Annotated in this window: 10 protein-coding genes and 2 tRNA genes; 10 read left to right on the forward strand and 2 right to left on the reverse strand. The window is 72.7% G+C overall.

What is annotated here, in order from left to right; genetic code table 11:
* The first annotated feature begins 120 nt into the window (after positions 1–120).
* The 8 genes from ACIBW6_RS16550 (at position 121) to ACIBW6_RS16585 (ending at position 9,345) form a co-directional block, all read left to right on the forward strand.
* Complete coding sequence (locus ACIBW6_RS16550) at positions 121–1,320, forward strand: acyl-CoA dehydrogenase family protein (protein ID WP_399060018.1); 1,200 nt, start codon at positions 121–123, stop codon at positions 1,318–1,320.
* The gene (locus ACIBW6_RS16555; RefSeq protein ID WP_399060019.1) at positions 1,317–2,414 is read left to right on the forward strand and encodes a bifunctional MaoC family dehydratase N-terminal/OB-fold nucleic acid binding domain-containing protein; all 1,098 of its coding nucleotides are present in this window, start codon (positions 1,317–1,319) and stop codon (positions 2,412–2,414) included. Before ACIBW6_RS16550 ends, ACIBW6_RS16555 begins: the two co-directional genes overlap by 4 nt.
* A gap of 1 nt (position 2,415) precedes the next feature.
* Positions 2,416–3,636 carry an acyl-CoA dehydrogenase family protein gene (locus ACIBW6_RS16560; protein WP_399060020.1) on the forward strand — a complete coding sequence of 407 codons (1,221 nt, stop codon included), beginning with the start codon at positions 2,416–2,418 and terminating at the stop codon, positions 3,634–3,636.
* Entirely contained in the window at positions 3,633–4,133 is a 501-nt protein-coding gene (locus tag ACIBW6_RS16565; protein ID WP_399060021.1) for a MaoC/PaaZ C-terminal domain-containing protein, read from the forward strand. Before ACIBW6_RS16560 ends, ACIBW6_RS16565 begins: the two co-directional genes overlap by 4 nt.
* Positions 4,130–5,296 (forward strand): lipid-transfer protein, encoded by a 1,167-nt coding sequence (locus ACIBW6_RS16570; RefSeq protein ID WP_399060022.1) that lies wholly within the window; start codon positions 4,130–4,132, stop codon positions 5,294–5,296. The genes ACIBW6_RS16565 and ACIBW6_RS16570 overlap by 4 nt, the downstream gene beginning before the upstream one ends.
* Positions 5,297–5,682: 386 nt before the next feature.
* Positions 5,683–6,399 carry a DUF1906 domain-containing protein gene (locus ACIBW6_RS16575; RefSeq protein ID WP_399060023.1) on the forward strand — a complete coding sequence of 239 codons (717 nt, stop codon included), beginning with the start codon at positions 5,683–5,685 and terminating at the stop codon, positions 6,397–6,399.
* Between the two features lie 560 nt (positions 6,400–6,959).
* Positions 6,960–7,568: a SigE family RNA polymerase sigma factor gene (locus tag ACIBW6_RS16580; RefSeq protein ID WP_399060024.1), complete on the forward strand. Its 609-nt coding sequence runs from the start codon at positions 6,960–6,962 to the stop codon at positions 7,566–7,568.
* A gap of 121 nt (positions 7,569–7,689) precedes the next feature.
* A complete protein-coding gene (locus tag ACIBW6_RS16585; RefSeq protein ID WP_399060025.1) occupies positions 7,690–9,345 on the forward strand; it encodes a long-chain fatty acid--CoA ligase in 1,656 nt (551 codons plus the stop codon).
* A 261-nt stretch (positions 9,346–9,606) separates the two neighbouring features.
* Here the strand turns inward: ACIBW6_RS16585 and ACIBW6_RS16590 are convergent, their stop codons facing one another.
* Entirely contained in the window at positions 9,607–14,055 is a 4,449-nt protein-coding gene (locus tag ACIBW6_RS16590; protein WP_399060026.1) for a PAS domain-containing protein, read from the reverse strand.
* Positions 14,056–14,361: 306 nt separating this feature from the next.
* The gene (locus ACIBW6_RS16595) at positions 14,362–14,856 is read right to left on the reverse strand and encodes an SSI family serine proteinase inhibitor (protein ID WP_399060027.1); all 495 of its coding nucleotides are present in this window, start codon (positions 14,854–14,856) and stop codon (positions 14,362–14,364) included.
* A 161-nt stretch (positions 14,857–15,017) separates the two neighbouring features.
* Between ACIBW6_RS16595 and ACIBW6_RS16600 the strand changes: the two genes are divergently transcribed.
* Both ACIBW6_RS16600 and ACIBW6_RS16605 read left to right on the forward strand, forming a co-directional pair.
* Positions 15,018–15,108: transfer RNA gene (locus ACIBW6_RS16600), tRNA-Ser, on the forward strand.
* Between the two features lie 190 nt (positions 15,109–15,298).
* A tRNA-Arg gene (locus ACIBW6_RS16605) sits at positions 15,299–15,371 on the forward strand.
* Positions 15,372–15,675: the final 304 nt, after the last annotated feature.

Here is a 15,675-nt window from a genome sequence, read left to right on the forward strand (position 1 = left end):
GCTCTTGTGGTGTCGACCCAGGGGTCGGGCGGGGGGCGCCGGTGGATCTCTTGACACCCTCCAATATCTGACGGACAGTCAGAAAACTCCGTCCGTACGAGGTCCGGGAGGGCCGCCACCGTGCACCTCGCCCCCACCGAGCGCCAGCGCGACCTCCGCGAGCAACTGCGCGATTACTTCCGTACGTTGATGCCGGACGGCCCACCAGGAGCGGACGACGCCGCCGGACAGCGCCGCGTCCTGCGCCGCATGGGGGCCGCGGGGCTGCTGGGACTCGGCTGGCCTGTCGCGTACGGCGGCCAGGGCCGCGGGCCCGACGAACAATTCGTGTTCTTCGACGAGGCCTACCGCGCGGGCGCGCCGATCTCCATGGTCACCCTGAACACCGTCGGCCCGACCTTGATGAAGTACGGCACCGAGGAGCAGCGGGCCCACTTCCTCCCCCGCATCCTCAGCGGCGAGCTGGTCTTCGCGATCGGGTACAGCGAGCCGTCGGCCGGGACCGACCTCGCGGCGCTGCGCACGCGGGCCGTCCGGGACGACGCCACCGGTGACTGGCTGATCGACGGGCAGAAGATCTTCACGTCGAACGCCCAGCACGCCGACTGGATCTGGCTCGCCTGCCGCACCGCTCCCGACGCTCCCCGGCACCGGGGCATCTCGATCATCCTCGTGCCGACCGACACCCCGGGCTTCTCGTGGACCCCGATCGAGACAGTCGGCGGGCTGACCACGACGGCCACGTACTACGACGGCATCCGCGTCCCGGGCTCGCACCTGGTCGGTGAGGAGAACGCCGGCTGGGGCCTGATCACCGACCAGCTCAACCACGAGCGGGTCGCGCTCGCCGCGATCGGGATGCAGGCGGAGGACTTCTACACCCGGGTCCTCGCCGCCGCCTGCACGCCCGATCCGGTGACGGGCGAGCGCCGGGTCGACGCTCCGTGGGTCCGGTCCCAGCTGGCCGAGGTGCACGCTCGCCTGGCGGCGACACGCTTGCTCAACTGGCGCTTGGTGGGAGACGTCGGCGCGGGCGGACCGGCTCCCGGCGATGCCAGCGGCGTGAAGTTCGCGGGAACCGAATCGACGGTCGCGGTGTATCAGATGTGTCAGCGGATCGCGGGCGAGAGCGGATGGATCCGGCGGGGGTCGCCGGGGGCGTTCGCAGGGGCGGGCGGCGGTGACCGTGCGGTGGTGGACGGGGAGTTGGAGCGGATGAACAGGGCGGCACAGATCAATACGTTCGGGGGCGGGGTGAGCGAGGTGCAGCGGGAGATCGTGGCCACGATGCGGCTCGGGATGAAGCGGGGGAAGCGATGAGCGCGTCGGTGGGGGCGGGCCGAGAGGTCCTGGAGTACGAGGGGTTACGGGCGTTCGAAGGGCTGGCCGCCGGCGCGGCGGGGCACGGCATGGACCTGGTCAACGCGCCGATGATCCGGCACTGGTGCGAGGCCATGGGCGACACCAATCCCGCGTATGAGGGGTCCGACGCCGTGGCGCCGCCGACCATGTTGCAGGCGTGGACCATGGCGGGCCTGTCCGGGTACGCGGGGCGGTCGGGGCCCTACGACGACCTGCTCAGGCTGCTGGACGGTGCCGGATACACATCGGTCGTCGCGACCGACTGCGAGCAGGAGTACCTGCGTCCCCTACGGCCCGGGGACGCCATCAGCTTCGACGCGGTGATCGAAGCGGTCTCCCCGCTGAAGACGACGAAACTGGGGACGGGCCACTTCGTCACGACACGCATGAACGTGCGGGCGGGCGGTGAACTCGCGGGCACACACCGGTTCCGCATCCTGAAGTACGCGCCTGCGCAGTCGGGTGCCTACGGGCGGCGGGGCGCCCCCGGCCCGCGGACGCCCCTGGGCCAACAGGGGGCCCTCGAGCATCTGGACGCTCCCGCACCCGGCACCAGGAGGCCGTCGGACGCGTCGTCGGACCCACCCGGGGAGGCTGACGCACTGGCCGCGTCAGCCTCCCCGGCTGAGTCACACACCGCGAAGGAGCTCCGCCCGCGCCCCGTGGTGAACCGGGACAACGCCGGGTTCTGGCAGGGCGTCGCGGAGCACCGGCTGCTCATCCAGCGGTGCCAGGACTGCGCGACGCTGCGCTTCCCGTGGCTGCCGGGGTGCAATGCGTGCGGAGGACAGGAGTGGGACACCGTCCCGGCGAGCGGGGAGGGCACGGTCTTCAGTTATGTCGTGATGCACCACCCGCCCTTCCCGGCCTTCGACCCGCCGTACGCGGTGGGCCTGATCGAGCTGACCGAGGGAGTGCGCATCGTCAGCAATGTCATCGGAGTGCCGCACGACAAGGTGCGCATCGGGATGCCGGTCGGGCTGGAATTCCTGCGGGTGGACGAGGAGCTGGAGCTGCCGGTGTTCCGGGCTGCCGAGGGTGGTGAGGAGTGACATGGACTTCACTCCCACCGCGGAACAGGCGGCGGCCCAGGGACTGGCCGCCCAGATCTTCGGCGACCTCTCCACGCCGGACCGGCTCGCGGGTCTCGGCGGTGGCACCGACGGCAAGTTGTGGAGAGCCCTGGCCGACGCCGGCCTGCTGGAGGCGGTGGAAGAGACCGGGCTGCTCGGGCTGGTGCTGATGGTGGAGGAGCAGGGTCGGACGACCGCCCAGGTCCCCTTCGCGGCGAGCGGGGTGTACGGGGTGCTCGCGGTGGCGGCACACGGCAGCGTCGAGCAGCGCGGGCGCCTGCTTCCGGGGCTGCGGGACGGATCGACCGTGGTGACGGGGGCGTTCCCGGCGGGCAGTGGGGTCACGGCGAGGGCGACCACGGTTCATGGGCGGGCGAGGTTGACCGGGGTCGTGCCGTGGGTGCCTTGGTTGCAGGGCGCGACCCACGTGCTGGTGGCGGTGCGGGGTGGGCCCGCGGCCGGCGCCCCGAGCCTGTGGCTGGTGCGGATGGCGGGAGCGCGGTTGCTGGACGAGCTGGGAGCGCCGGGCACGTTGCTCGATGCGGGCGGCTCGGGGCGGTCGGGTTCCGGAGTGTCCGGTGCGCGGGGTGCGGATGTGGGTGCGGGTGCCGATACGACCGCGACTGCGCCTGCGACCGCGGCCGCGGGCACGCCGGGCCCGCACGGTGAACCCGTCGAGCTGACCGCGCCCTGGTCGGCGGGCCGGCTCGTGCTCGACCGGGCGGAGGCGGAGCGGATCGGTGGTCCGGAGGCGTACGAGGACGTACGAGCGATGGCGCGGACCGCCTTCGCCGGGTTGCAGGCGGGGGTCTGCGCCGGCTCTCTGGCCAGAGCGGTGTGGCACACGAACCAGCGGGAGCAGTTCGGCCGCCCGCTAGCTGCCAAGCAGGGGGTGCAGCTGCGTGCGGCCGAGGCCCACATGGACGTCGAGGCGATCCGGGTCACCGCGTACGAGGCGGCCTGGCGGCGGGATGCGGGGCTCGCGTACCGGAGCCATGCGCTGACCGCGGCGTGGTGGGCTTCCGACGGCGGACGCCGCGTCGTGCATATGGGCCAGCATCTGCACGGCGGTGCGGGCGCCGACCTGGGGCATCCCGTGCACCGGCACTTCCTGTGGGGGTGCCAGCTCGACGGGTACCTCGGCAGCGGGCCCGAAGTGCTGGAGGAGTTGGGGGACTTGATCGTGAGGGAGGCCGTATGAGTGAGGGCGAGGTACTGCTGAAGGTGGGCGCGGAGCTGCCGCCCCTGACCATCCCGGTCACCCGGACCCTGATCGTCGCCGGGGCGATCGCCTCCCGGGACTACCAGGATGTGCACCACGACGCGGAGCTGGCCCGGCAGAAGGGCTCCCCCGACATCTTTATGAACATCCTCACGACGAACGGGCTGGTGGGCCGCTACATCACCGACCACTTCGGTCCGACGGCCGTATTGCGGAAGGTCGCGATACGCCTGGGCGCGCCCAACTATCCGGGGGACACGATGGTGCTCACAGGGACGGTCACCGAAATCGTGGACGCAGATGCAGACGCAGACGCGCACCAGGGCACGGGTCAGGCTCCAGACGGGGGCAGGGGCGGTAGAGGAGGCGGGGGCGTCACCGCCCAGGTGTACGTGGTGGGGAAGAACGGCCTGGGCAACCACGTCACCGGCACGGTGTCCGTCACTGTGCCCCGAGCCGAGGGGAGCCCGTCATGAGCGTGCGTGGCAAGGACCGGCTGGGTGGGCAGGCGGCGATCGTCGGTATCGGTGCCACCGAGTTCTCCAAGGACTCCGGACGCAGCGAGTTGAAGCTCGCGGTGGAGGCGGTGCAGGCGGCGCTCGACGACGCGGGGTTGTCCCCCGGTGAGGTCGACGGGCTGGTCACGTTCACGATGGACACCAGCCCGGAGATCACCGTGGCGCAGGCCGTGGGGATGGGGGAACTCTCCTTCTTCTCGCGGGTGCACTACGGAGGGGGCGCCGCGTGCGGCACGGTGCAGCAGGCGGCCCTCGCGGTGGCGAGCGGGGTGGCTGAGGTGGTGGTCTGCTACCGGGCGTTCAACGAGCGGTCGGGCAGACGTTTCGGCTCGGGGGTGCAGCACCGGGAGGCGTCGGCGGAGGGCGTGGCGCTCGGCTGGAACCTGCCGTTCGGGCTGCTCACCCCGGCGTCCTGGGTGGCGATGGCGGCGCAGCGGTATCTGCACACGTACGGTCTGACCCCCGAGGCGTTCGGCCAGGTCGCGGTGGTGGACCGCAAGTATGCGGCGACGAACCCTGCGGCGTACTTCCACGGGAAGCCGATCACTCTCGCCGACCATGCAGCCTCACGTTGGATCGTCGAACCGTTGCGCCTGCTGGACTGCTGCCAGGAGACGGACGGGGGGCAGGCACTCGTCGTCACCAGCGTCGAGCGGGCCCGCGATCTGCCGCACCCGCCCGCGGTGATCGTCGCGTCGGCGCAGGGTGCGGGGCGGGCGCAGGAGCAGATGACCAGCTTCTACCGGGACGGTCTGACGGGTCTGCCGGAGATGAGCGTGGTGGCCCGGCAGTTGTGGCGGACGGCCGGGATCGGTCCGGGGGTGGTGGATGTGGGGATCCTCTATGACCACTTCACGCCGTTCGTGCTGATGCAGTTGGAGGAGTTCGGGTTCTGCGCACCCGGTGAGGCCGCCGATTTCGTCGCCGAGGAGAGGTTGCCGCTGAACACGCACGGCGGGCAGTTGGGGGAGGCGTATCTGCACGGGATGAACGGCATAGCGGAGGGGGTGCGGCAGGTGCGGGGGACGGCGGTGAACCAGATATCCGGCGCGGCCAGAGTGTTGGTCACCGCAGGCACCGGAGTCCCCACATCGGGTCTGATTCTGGGGGCGGACGGCTGAACGGGACGGGTGTTCCGGGGGCGCGTGGGCGGGCAGCCCCCTTCACTCGGTTCATGTATCGGCAAAAGATGATCATGGGATTGGTGGCGATCCTCCTGGGGATCGGCGCCCTGCCGGCGACGAGCGCGGAGGCTGCCGGGGGCGCGGTGGATGCGGCGGACACATCGGGTGCGGCGGGCCCGATAGGTGGTGTGGCGGGCACGCCAGGTGCGGCGGGTGCGGCGGGTGCGGCGGGTACGCCGGGTGCGGCGGGTGCGGCGGGTGCGGCGGGTACGCCGGGTGCGGCGGGTGCGGCGGGTGCGGCGGGTACGCCGGGTGCGGCGGGTACGGCGGTTGCGGGGGCTCGGACGGGCCGGGCGGCGGGCACGGGAGCCTGGGGCCCGCAGGTGCGTACGTTCCAGGGTTGGGGGTTCGACATCTGCCGGGCGCAGTCCCTGGACACCATGGGGCGTTGGCGGAGCTCCGGCTACCGGGCCGTGGGGGTCTACTTCGGGGGCCGCGGCCGGGCCTGCCAGACCCAGACCGCGCTGAACAAGAGCTGGATGCAGAAGGTGGACGGCATGGGGTGGCGGGTGCTGCCGGTGTACGTGGGGTCGCAGTCGCCCTGCGTGCGGTCGAAGCACAAGAAGAAGGTGCGAATGGGGCGGTACCCATGGCAGCAGGGTGTGAGCGAGGCGCGGGACGCGGTGAGTCGGGCCCGGGCGCTGCTCATCGGTGTACAGAGTCCGCTCTACCTGGACATGGAGGCGTACGACTACCGGCAGCGGAAGTGCGCGGACGCGACGTTGTCGTTCGTGCGGGCCTGGAGCAGGGAGGTGCGGCGGCAGGGGTACCTGCCCGGGTTCTACAGCAGCGCCGATTCGGGGGTGCGGCACATGGAGGCGGCACGGCGGGCGGGGGTGCGGGATCTGCCGTCGGTGATGTGGTTCGCGCGCTGGCACACCAAGCCCCGCCTCTACCGGGAGCCCGCGCTGGCGGGGAACGCCTGGCATCCGCAGCGCAGGATCCACCAGTACGCGGGGAACGTGAAAGAGCGGCACGGGGGTCGCACCCTGGTGATCGACCGGAACCTGCTGCACGCGCCTGTGGCCCGGATCGGCTGAGCTGGGACGACGGCCAGGACCCGCCCGAACCGCTGCCGGACCCAGGCCGGAGACCGGCGGGCCCCGGCCCGCCCCCGGGCCCCGGCCCGCCCCCCCCGGGCCGCGTCCAGCCTCCGGCGGACCGCAGGCAGGGCGGCCGGACCCCCGTTACGACCGGACCCCGGCCACGACCGGACCCCGGCCACGACCGGACCCGGCCGGACTGCGACCGGACGGCGGCCGGACGGCGACCTCGACCGGACCGAGGCCGGACTGCGACCGGACGGCGACCTCGACCGGACCCCGACCGGACTGCGACCGGACGGCGGCCGGACGGCGACCTCGACCGGGCCCCGGCCGGACTATGACCGGACAACGGCCAGACCGCAGCCGGAGCACGGCCGGACGGCCCCAGGCGCGCATCCGCAGGGCCCGTCTCTCGGGGCTGAACCCTCAGGGGCCTCACCGCGTCCTCCACCTTCAGGAGGTGGGGCCACCACCCCGCGTACAACCTGAGGCGGAGGTCGCTTAGGGACCTCCGGCCGATCCGCAGGAGGAGGGGGCGCTCATAGCGTGGAGCCATGACCGCAACCCTGGCGCCTGTCTGCACCAGCGCATCGAAGCCGGTGACGCGTACCTCCGCGGCGACGCAACCCACGCACCCGTCGCACCCCGTGCAGTCGGGGCACTCGGTGTACCCGTCCTTCGCGTCGTACGTCCGGGCGCGCCAGCCCTTGTTGCTGCGGACCGCGCGGTCGCTGACGGCGAACCCGTGCGACGCCGAGGACTTGTTGCAGACCGCGCTCACGAAGACGTACGTCGCGTGGGACCGGATCGAGGACCACCGGGCGCTGGACGGCTATGTGCGCCGGGCTCTGTTGAACACGCGGACGTCGCAGTGGCGCAAGCGCAAGGTCGACGAGTTCGTCTGTGACGAGCTGCCGGAGCCGATGACGCCGGTGGTCGGGGACCCGGCGGAGCAGCAGGCGCTGCACGACGCGATGTGGCGGGCCATCATGAAGCTGCCCGCCCGGCAGCGGGCGATGGTCGTGCTGCGGTACTACGAGGATCTGAGCGAGGCCCAGACGGCCGAGGTGCTCGGGGTCTCCATCGGGACGGTGAAGAGCGCGGTGTCGCGGGCGCTCGGCAAGCTGCGCGAGGACCCGGAGCTGCTGCCCGAGCGGGGCTGAGCAGGAGGTCCGTGGGCGGTACGCGGTGATCGATCATTCCCGGAGCTAGTGACATACCACGCGGTATGTGGAAAGAATCGGCGGAACCCTACTGCTCCGTAGCGCCCACCGGGAGGACGCCGTGCTGAGCACGATGCAGGACGTACCGCTGACCGTGACCCGCCTCCTGAACCACGGAGTGCGTGTCCACGGCACCTCGCTGATCACCACATGGACGGGCGAGGGCGAGCCGCACCGCCGTTCGTTCGCCGAGGTGGGGGCCCGCGTCGCACAGCTCGCGCACGCGCTCCGGGACGACCTGGGGGTCCGCGACGACGACCGTGTGGCGACGTTGATGTGGAACAACGCGGAGCATGTCGAGGCCTACTTCGCCGTTCCCGCCATGGGTGCGATCCTGCACACCCTCAATCTCCGGCTGCCCGCGCAGCAGTTGACGTGGATCGTGAACCACGCGGCGGACCGGGTGATCATCGTCAACGGTTCGCTGCTGCCGCTGCTCGCGTCCCTGCTGCCTGCCCTCACCACGGTCGAACACGTCGTCGTCTCGGGCCCCGGCGACCGGTCTGTCCTCGACGGTGCCCGCCCGCAGGTGCACGAGTACGAGGAGCTCATCGCCGGGAAGCCGAGCGCGTACGAGTGGCCGGAGCTGGACGAGCGGCAGGCCGCGGCCCTGTGCTACACCTCCGGCACCACGGGGGACCCGAAGGGTGTCGTCTACTCGCACCGTTCGATCTACCTGCATTCGATGCAGGTGAACATGACGCAGTCCATGGGCCTGACCGACGCCGACACGTCGCTGGTCGTGGTCCCGCAATTCCATGTGAACGCATGGGGGCTGCCGCACGCCACCTTCATGACCGGCGTGAACATGCTGATGCCGGACCGTTTCCTGCAGCCCGCGCCGCTCGCCGAGATGATCGAGTCGCAGCGTCCCACGCACGCCGCCGCCGTGCCCACGATCTGGCAGGGCCTGCTCGCCGAGCTGACCGCCAGGCCGCGGGACGTCTCCACGCTCACCCAGGTCACCATCGGCGGCTCGGCCTGCCCGCCCTCCTTGATGACGGCCTTCGACGACCTGGGCATGCGGGTCTGTCACGCGTGGGGCATGACGGAGACGTCGCCGCTCGGCACGGTCTCGCGGCCGCCGGCCGGGGTCGAGCCGGGCAGCGACGAGGAGTTCGCGTACCGGCTCACGCAGGGCAGGTTCCCGGCCGGGGTCGAGGCGCGCCTGACCGGCCCCGGCGGCGAGCACCTGCCCTGGGACGGGACGTCCGCGGGCGAACTGGAGGTCCGGGGCAACTGGATCGCGGGCGCGTACTACGGCGGTGGCACGGACGGTGAGCCGCAGCGGCCCGCCGACAAGTTCAGCGAGGACGGCTGGCTGAAGACCGGCGATGTCGGGACCATTAGCCCCGACGGTTACCTCACGCTCACCGACCGTGCCAAGGACGTCATCAAGTCCGGAGGTGAGTGGATCTCCAGCGTCGACCTCGAGAACGCGCTGATGTCGCACCCCGACGTCGCCGAGGCGGCCGTCGTGGCCGTCCCCGACGAGAAGTGGGGAGAGCGGCCGCTCGCCACCGTCGTGCTGAAGGAAGGGGCGAGCGCGGACTTCGAGACGCTGCGGGCGTTCCTCGCCGAGAAGGTCGCCAAGTGGCAGCTGCCCGAGCGCTGGACGATCGTCCCCGCGGTGCCGAAGACCAGCGTCGGCAAGTTCGACAAGAAGGTGCTGCGCAGGCAGTACGCGGACGGGGAACTGGCCGTCACCGAGCTCTGAGCCTCCGCCGGGCCGGGCCGGTCCTGGCCTGGCCTGGTCGGGTCGGCGCTGTTCTCGGCGCCCTGTTTCACGTGAAACGAGGGCCGTCCTCAACGGGCGGCCCTCGTTCGTCAGTTGTAGATCAGTCCAGACTGACCAATTCACAACGATCAGTCCACGCCGATCAGCTCGTGCCGACCACTGCGTGCCGATCGACGCCTGCCGGTCGACGCGTGCCGGTCGACGCGTGCCGGTCAACGCATGCCGGTCAACGCATGCCGGTCAGTTCGTGCCGATCTTTGCCAGCAGGTCCACGATCCGGCTCTGCACCTCGGTGCTCGTCGAGCGCTCCGCCAGGAACAGCACCGTCTCCCCCGCCGCGAGCCGCGGCAGGTCGGCGTGGTCGACGGCGGCTGTGTAGACGACGAGGGGCGTGCGGTTCAGCTGGCCGTTAGCCCGCAGCCAGTCGATGATGCCCGCGCGTCGGCGGCGTACCTGGAGCAGGTCCATGACCACCAGGTTCGGCCGCATCTGCGCCGCCAGGGTCACCGCGTCCGCGTCGCTCGACGCCCGTGCGACCTGCATCCCGCGCCGCTCCAGGGTGGCGGTCAGCGCGAGCGCGATCTCCTCGTGCTCCTCGATGAGCAGGACCCGAGGCGGGTGCTGCTCGCTGTCGCGCGGGGCCAGCGCCTTCAGCAGCACCGCGGGATCGGCGCCGTAGGCGGCCTCGCGCGTGGCCTGCCCGAGGCCGGCCGTCACCAGCACGGGCACCTCGGCCGCGACGGCGGCCTGCCGCAGCGACTGCAACGCCGTGCGCGTGATCGGCCCGGTCAGCGGGTCCACGAACAGCGCGGCCGGGAACGCCGCGATCTGCGCGTCGACCTCCTCGCGCGAGTGCACGGTCACCGGCCGGTAGCCGCGCTCACTCAGCGCCTGCTGCGTCGTCACGTCCGGCGCGGGCCAGACCAGGAGCCGGCGTGGGTTGTCGAGGGGCTCCGGGGGCAGCTCGTCGTCCATGGGCTGCGGCTGCGGCTTGTTGGCGATCTCCACCGCCCCGCCCGGCCCGTCCAGCGGCTCGGGCCCCTCGTCGGCGTCCTGGGCGGGGGCGCCGATCGCGTAGGAACGGCCGCGGCCCTCCGAGGAGTTCGGTGCGAGCCGGGGCGACTGGGGCTGCGGGTGCGGCCGTGCCGTGTTGCCCCGTCCCGGAGCCTGTGCCGGGGCGGGCGCCGAGGCCTGTGCCGTTCCGCGTGCCGGAGGCTGAGCCGCCCCCTGGGGCGCGCCCGGTCCGGCCTGGGCCGTCCCCGGCGCCGGAGAGGGCGTGCGCGTGTCGGCAGTTGCCTCGGACTGCTCCGGCCGGGTGGAAAGGCGTCGCCGCCGACCGCCGCCGCCCTGGGTCCCCGCCTCCTGCGGCACGCCCCGGGCCGGCGTGGCGCCTGGCCGGGCAGGCTGCTGCACGGGCGCGGCACTGTGCGACCGGCGCTGCTGGTCGGTGGCCTGCCGCCCGAACGGGACGCCCTGTCCGAGGGTGCGCACGCTGAACGCGCGGCCCTGCGTCGAGTTCGTGTCCCCGGACGGCTGCTGGGGCTGCGGCTGCGGTGCCTCCGCGGGCAACGGCTGTGCGGCACGCGGCCGCGGCGCGTTCTGCGGCGGCGCACCGGCCGGGCGGGGCGTGCCCTCCGGTGGCGTCCCGGCCGGGTGCGGCTGCGGCGGCGTGTGGTCCTCCGCCTGGTGCCCGGCTGCGGCGTCATGCCGCTGCGCCTCGTCCGGCGACGGCGGGGTCGACGCGGCGGGCCCGTGCGCACCGGCGCGGCGCCGGCCACCAGGGTGCGGGGCCTCGGCCTGCGGGGCCCCGCCCTGCGGGACCCCAGCTTGCGGGACACCGGCTTGCTGGCCTCCGGCCTGCGGACCCCCGACCTGCGCTCCGGGGACATGCGGACCCGCGTCCTGCGGTCCGGGGCCGTGGTGCGGACCCGCGGCGACCGGGCCCCCGGCGTCCGGACCCGCGGCCGGTGGACCTGCGACCTGTGATCCAGTGCCGGGGTCCGCAACCTGCGGCCCGGCGGCCTGCGCCCCCGTGGCCTGGGGACCCGCAGTGTGGCGCGCCGCTTGGTGCGCGCCACCGGCCTGCGCCGCATCGCGACCGGCAGGCCCCTGCTGCACCTGCCCATCCCCGTCCACTACGTCCAGGCCGGCGTCCGCGGCAGAGGCAGGCGCGCCCGCATGAGCAGCCCGAGCCTGAGGCACCGCCCCCGCGTCCGCCGCCTCAGCCATGGGATCCACAGGAGCCGCGGGATTCACGGAAGCCGCGGACGAAGCCTCCGGCCCCCGGTCGGCCTGGGCCGGCGGCAGTGCGAAGACCTCGCGGGGCGCCGCGTCCTCGGTGGCCGCGGCGGCCTGCGCGGCGGCGAGCGCGCGTCGCGCCCGTCGCCCGCCCGAGGGCTGTCCGACACCGGAGCCCGTACCAGCGCCCGCCAGTTCCAGCTCGCCGTGGCCCGCGGCCTCGGCACCCTGCGCGGGCCCCGACGGCAGGGCGGGCAGCGCCGCCTGCTCACCGTCGCCCGTGCGCCGGGCGCGTCGTCCGGTGGGCGCGGGTACGCCCTGCGGCGGCACCGTCTGACCCAGGGCCGGGGAGCCCGCGGCGTGTTCGGCCGCGGTCATCACGGAACCCTCGGCGGCCGAACCGGCCTCCGCGGCGCGGGCCCGACGCCGTCCGGTCCCGCCGCTGTGGCCCTCGCCACCGGACGCCGCCGTGGGCAGCTCCGGCTGCGGGGCGGGGGCGGCGGGTTCCTCAGGAGCACGCCGGCCGCGCCTGCGGCCCGTACCGCCGGAGGGCCCGTCACCCGGTGCGCCACCGTCCGGCACCGCGCTGTCCAGGAACGAGTCGACCGAGGGCCCGGCGGTCCGCCGGGCCCGGCGCCGCCCGCCGGTGGCCGCGGTGGCCTGCTCGGGAAGGTTCGGGGTGGCCTCGGGGACGGGCTCGGCGTACGGCTCGACGGGGACGGCGACGACCCCGGCGCCGCTGCCGATCGGCACTTCGAGCACGTACGCGCTGCCGCTCATGCCCGGCATCTCGTGCGTCTGGAGCACGCCGCCGTGGGCCCGCACGATGCCCTGGACGATCGGTTCGTGCACCGGGTCGCCGCCCGCGTACGGGCCCCGCACCTCGATGCGTACGCTCTCGCCGCGCTGCGCGGCGGCCACGACGACGGTGGAGTCGACGTACCCGGCACCTGCGGGAACCCGCGCGTTGCCCGTGGCGTCGATCCCGGCCACGTCGGCGATCAGGTGCGCGAGGGCGGTGGCGAGCCGTCCCGCGTCGACCTCGGCTTCGATCGGCGGCGCGTGCACGGCGAACTGGACGCGCCCGGGTCCGATCAGTTCCACGGCCCCGTCCACACCGGCGGCGACGACGGCGTCCAGCATCGCCGGCGTGCGGACGAGCTGCTCGCCGCCCGCGTCGAGGAGCTGGTAGGCGAGCACGTTGTCGACGAGGGTGGTGATCCGCGAGTAGCCCGCGGAGAGGTGGTGCAGGACCTGGTTGGCCTCGGGCCACAGCTGTCCGGCGTCGTCCGCGGCCAGCTGGCCCAGCTCGCGCCGGAGTTCGTCGAGCGGCCCGCGCAGCGACTGGCCGAGCACGGCGAGGAGCTGGGAGTGCCGGGCGGCGAGCTCCTCGAACCGGTCCTTCTCGCGCTCGGCGAACGCGGCACCGCGCTCCCGCTCGGCGGAGAGCTCCTCGGCGTGCTCCTCGCGCGCGGCGGCGAGTTCGGCGGTCAGCTCCTCGCGGGTGGCTGTCAGCTCGGCGCCCAGCTCGTCGCGGACGCGGGCCAGCTCGGCGGCGTGTTCCGCGTGCTCCTGCTCCGCGGCCTCGTCCCGCCGGGCGATCTCCTCGGCGTGCTCGGTGACCAGCTTGTCGAAGGGGCGCCGGTCGGTGAAGGTCATGACGGCGCCGACCAGTTGGTCGCCGTCGCGCACGGGTGCCGTCGTCATGTCGACGGGCACCTTCTCGCCCTTCTTGTTCCACAGGACCTGCCCGCGCACCCGGTGCTTGCGCCCGGAGCGCAGGGTGTCGGCGAGCGGCGATTCCTCGTACGGGAACGGCTCGCCGTCGGGCCGGGAGTGCAGGACGAGCGGGTGCAGCTCCTGGCCGCCGAGGTCGCTGGCGCGGAAGCCGAGGATCTGCGCGGCGGCCGGGTTGACGAGGACGATCCGGCCGTCCGTGTCGGTGCCGACGACCCCCTCGGCGGCGGCCCGCAGGATCATCTCGGTCTGCCGCTGCGAACGGGCCAGCTCCGCCTCGGTGTCGAGCGTGCCGGACAGATCGCGGACGACGAGCATGAGCAGCTCGGAACCGCTGTAGGAACCGCCGCCCGTGCTGTACGGGTCCACCGCGTCGCGGGCGCCGTCGGCGACGTTCGCGCTGGTCACCTCGACGGGGAAGTCACTGCCGTCGGTGCGTCGGGCGATCATCCGGGTCGGCTTGGTGCGCCCGCGCTCGTCGGTCGCCGTGTCGGGCCTGCGCATCGACCCGGGGATCAGCCGGGAGTCGAACTCCGGCAGCAGGTCGAGCAGTCCGCGCCCGACCAGGGCCGTGCCCGGGGCCTCGAAGGCCTCGAGAGCGATGGAGTTGGCGTTGACGACGGTCCCGTTGGTGTTGACCAGCACCAATGCGTCCGGGAGTGCATCGAGTATGGCTGCGAGGCGAGCAGCGCCTCGGGATGGCCTGCTGCTCACGACGACGCTTCCTCCCTGATTCACCGCGACTTGCCGACCGTGCGGGCCATCTTGCCTCGCGGCCCGCAGCGTGTCACGGGAGGGAGTCTACGGGCAGTGGTCCCGCTCGCGGCGCCGGATGAGAGGGAGCCCACGTAGAGGATGTGCGGACCCCGTGCGCGCCGGGTCGCGATGGTGTGACGGCGTGATGGCGGGACCCGGGGTCAATGGGTCCCGGAGTCCCGAGTCCCGGAGTCACCGAGTCACGTGGTCACGTGGCCACGTCGTCACGTCGTCACGTCGTCACGTCGTCACGTCGTCACGTAGTCATGGGGTCGTCGTCGGCAGCACGGGGACCATGCGGTTCCAGCGGGCGATCTCGCAGCCGTCGGTCAGCTTGTACGAGGCGTCGACGCGGTGGCCGTGCCAGGCGCCGGTGACGTGCGCGGTCGCGTTCCCGCCGTACTGCATCGTGCAGTACGTGCCCTTGGGGACCGGGGCGAACGGGTCCTGGCCCTCGCCGGCGAGCTCCCCGAGCCGCCGGCAGGCCCCCGCCGGGTCGGCGTGTGTCCCGCCGTCGGGGTCGCACCGCAGTTCGGACGTGCCGTCCTTGCCGGCGCCCGCGTCGACGACGGAGACGGTCAGGTGGTCGCCGCCGACGGCACCGAGGCCACCGTCCCAGCCGTCGAGGGAGCCGAACGGGGACGGGGGGACCCGGATCGGCCCGGTGTCCGCGTGCGCGGCGCCGGGCACGGCGGCGAAGGCCGCGACCGAGGCGACGGCGGTGAGCAGCAGGCGGGACGAGAGGTGTCGGATGAACATGCCGTGCTTAACGGCGCACCCGGCCGGACGTTGCGCCGCGCGCTCCAAGCTTTGCCCTCCGGCCTGACCGCCTAGTACCGTAGGGGGCGATTGGTGACACGGCGCTGAACTGTGTCATCATCTGCACGCACCGGTTCGCGCTCGCGCGACACGGTTGTGCTGGAGGCGTCGCCTAGTCCGGTCTATGGCGCCGCACTGCTAATGCGGTTTGGGACTTAAATCCCATCGAGGGTTCAAATCCCTCCGCCTCCGCAGCAAGATCCGAAGCCCCGGTCCACACGGACCGGGGCTTCGTCGTTCCCGCCCGCCCAGGCGCACGTTTGCGCAGGTCACAACGGGTGCGGCTAACGGATTTCACATGGCGGCGGCAGTCATGTAATGTTCTTCCTGTCGCCGCGAACGGGCCGAAAGGCCGGAGAGCGAAGACCAAAACTAAAGACAAGCACTCGTAGCTTAACGGATAGAGCATCTGACTACGGATCAGAAGGTTGCAGGTTCGAATCCTGCCGAGTGCACACAGGTAAGAGGCCCCCGGAGATGATCCGGGGGCCTCTTGCGTTGGGCCGTACAGCAGCGGAAGGACGGTAGTCGGTGCCGAGCGTGCCGCCGGCATCGATGTGCTCGGCCTGGTCTCGCGTCAAGGTTCGGCCGGCGGCGTCAGGTGCGCCACGATCGGGCGTGAGCGCGTAGGTGGTCGGCGAGTTCAGGGGGTTGCAGCCCTAGATGTTCTGTCCTGGGAGGTTGTGGACGGTGAGGCAGGTCTCGGCTGAGGGATCTTGAAACAGGTGAGGGCCTTCCGGTTCGGTGTGGATTGCGACG

Source organism: Streptomyces sp. NPDC049813 (assembly GCF_044465085.1).
In the GTDB taxonomy this organism is placed as follows: domain Bacteria; phylum Actinomycetota; class Actinomycetes; order Streptomycetales; family Streptomycetaceae; genus Streptomyces.

What these genes read in the sequence shown, in the direction of transcription:
- ACIBW6_RS16555 (WP_399060019.1), top strand. Translation starts at nt 1,317, where the DNA reads ATGAGCGCGTCGGTGGGGGCGGGCCGAGAGGTCCTGGAGTACGAGGGG.
- ACIBW6_RS16560 (WP_399060020.1), top strand. Translation starts at nt 2,416, where the DNA reads ATGGACTTCACTCCCACCGCGGAACAGGCGGCGGCCCAGGGACTGGCC.
- ACIBW6_RS16565 (WP_399060021.1), top strand. Translation starts at nt 3,633, where the DNA reads ATGAGTGAGGGCGAGGTACTGCTGAAGGTGGGCGCGGAGCTGCCGCCC.
- ACIBW6_RS16570 (WP_399060022.1), top strand. Translation starts at nt 4,130, where the DNA reads ATGAGCGTGCGTGGCAAGGACCGGCTGGGTGGGCAGGCGGCGATCGTC.
- ACIBW6_RS16580 (WP_399060024.1), top strand. Translation starts at nt 6,960, where the DNA reads ATGACCGCAACCCTGGCGCCTGTCTGCACCAGCGCATCGAAGCCGGTG.
- ACIBW6_RS16595 (WP_399060027.1), bottom strand. Translation starts at nt 14,856, where the DNA reads ATGTTCATCCGACACCTCTCGTCCCGCCTGCTGCTCACCGCCGTCGCC.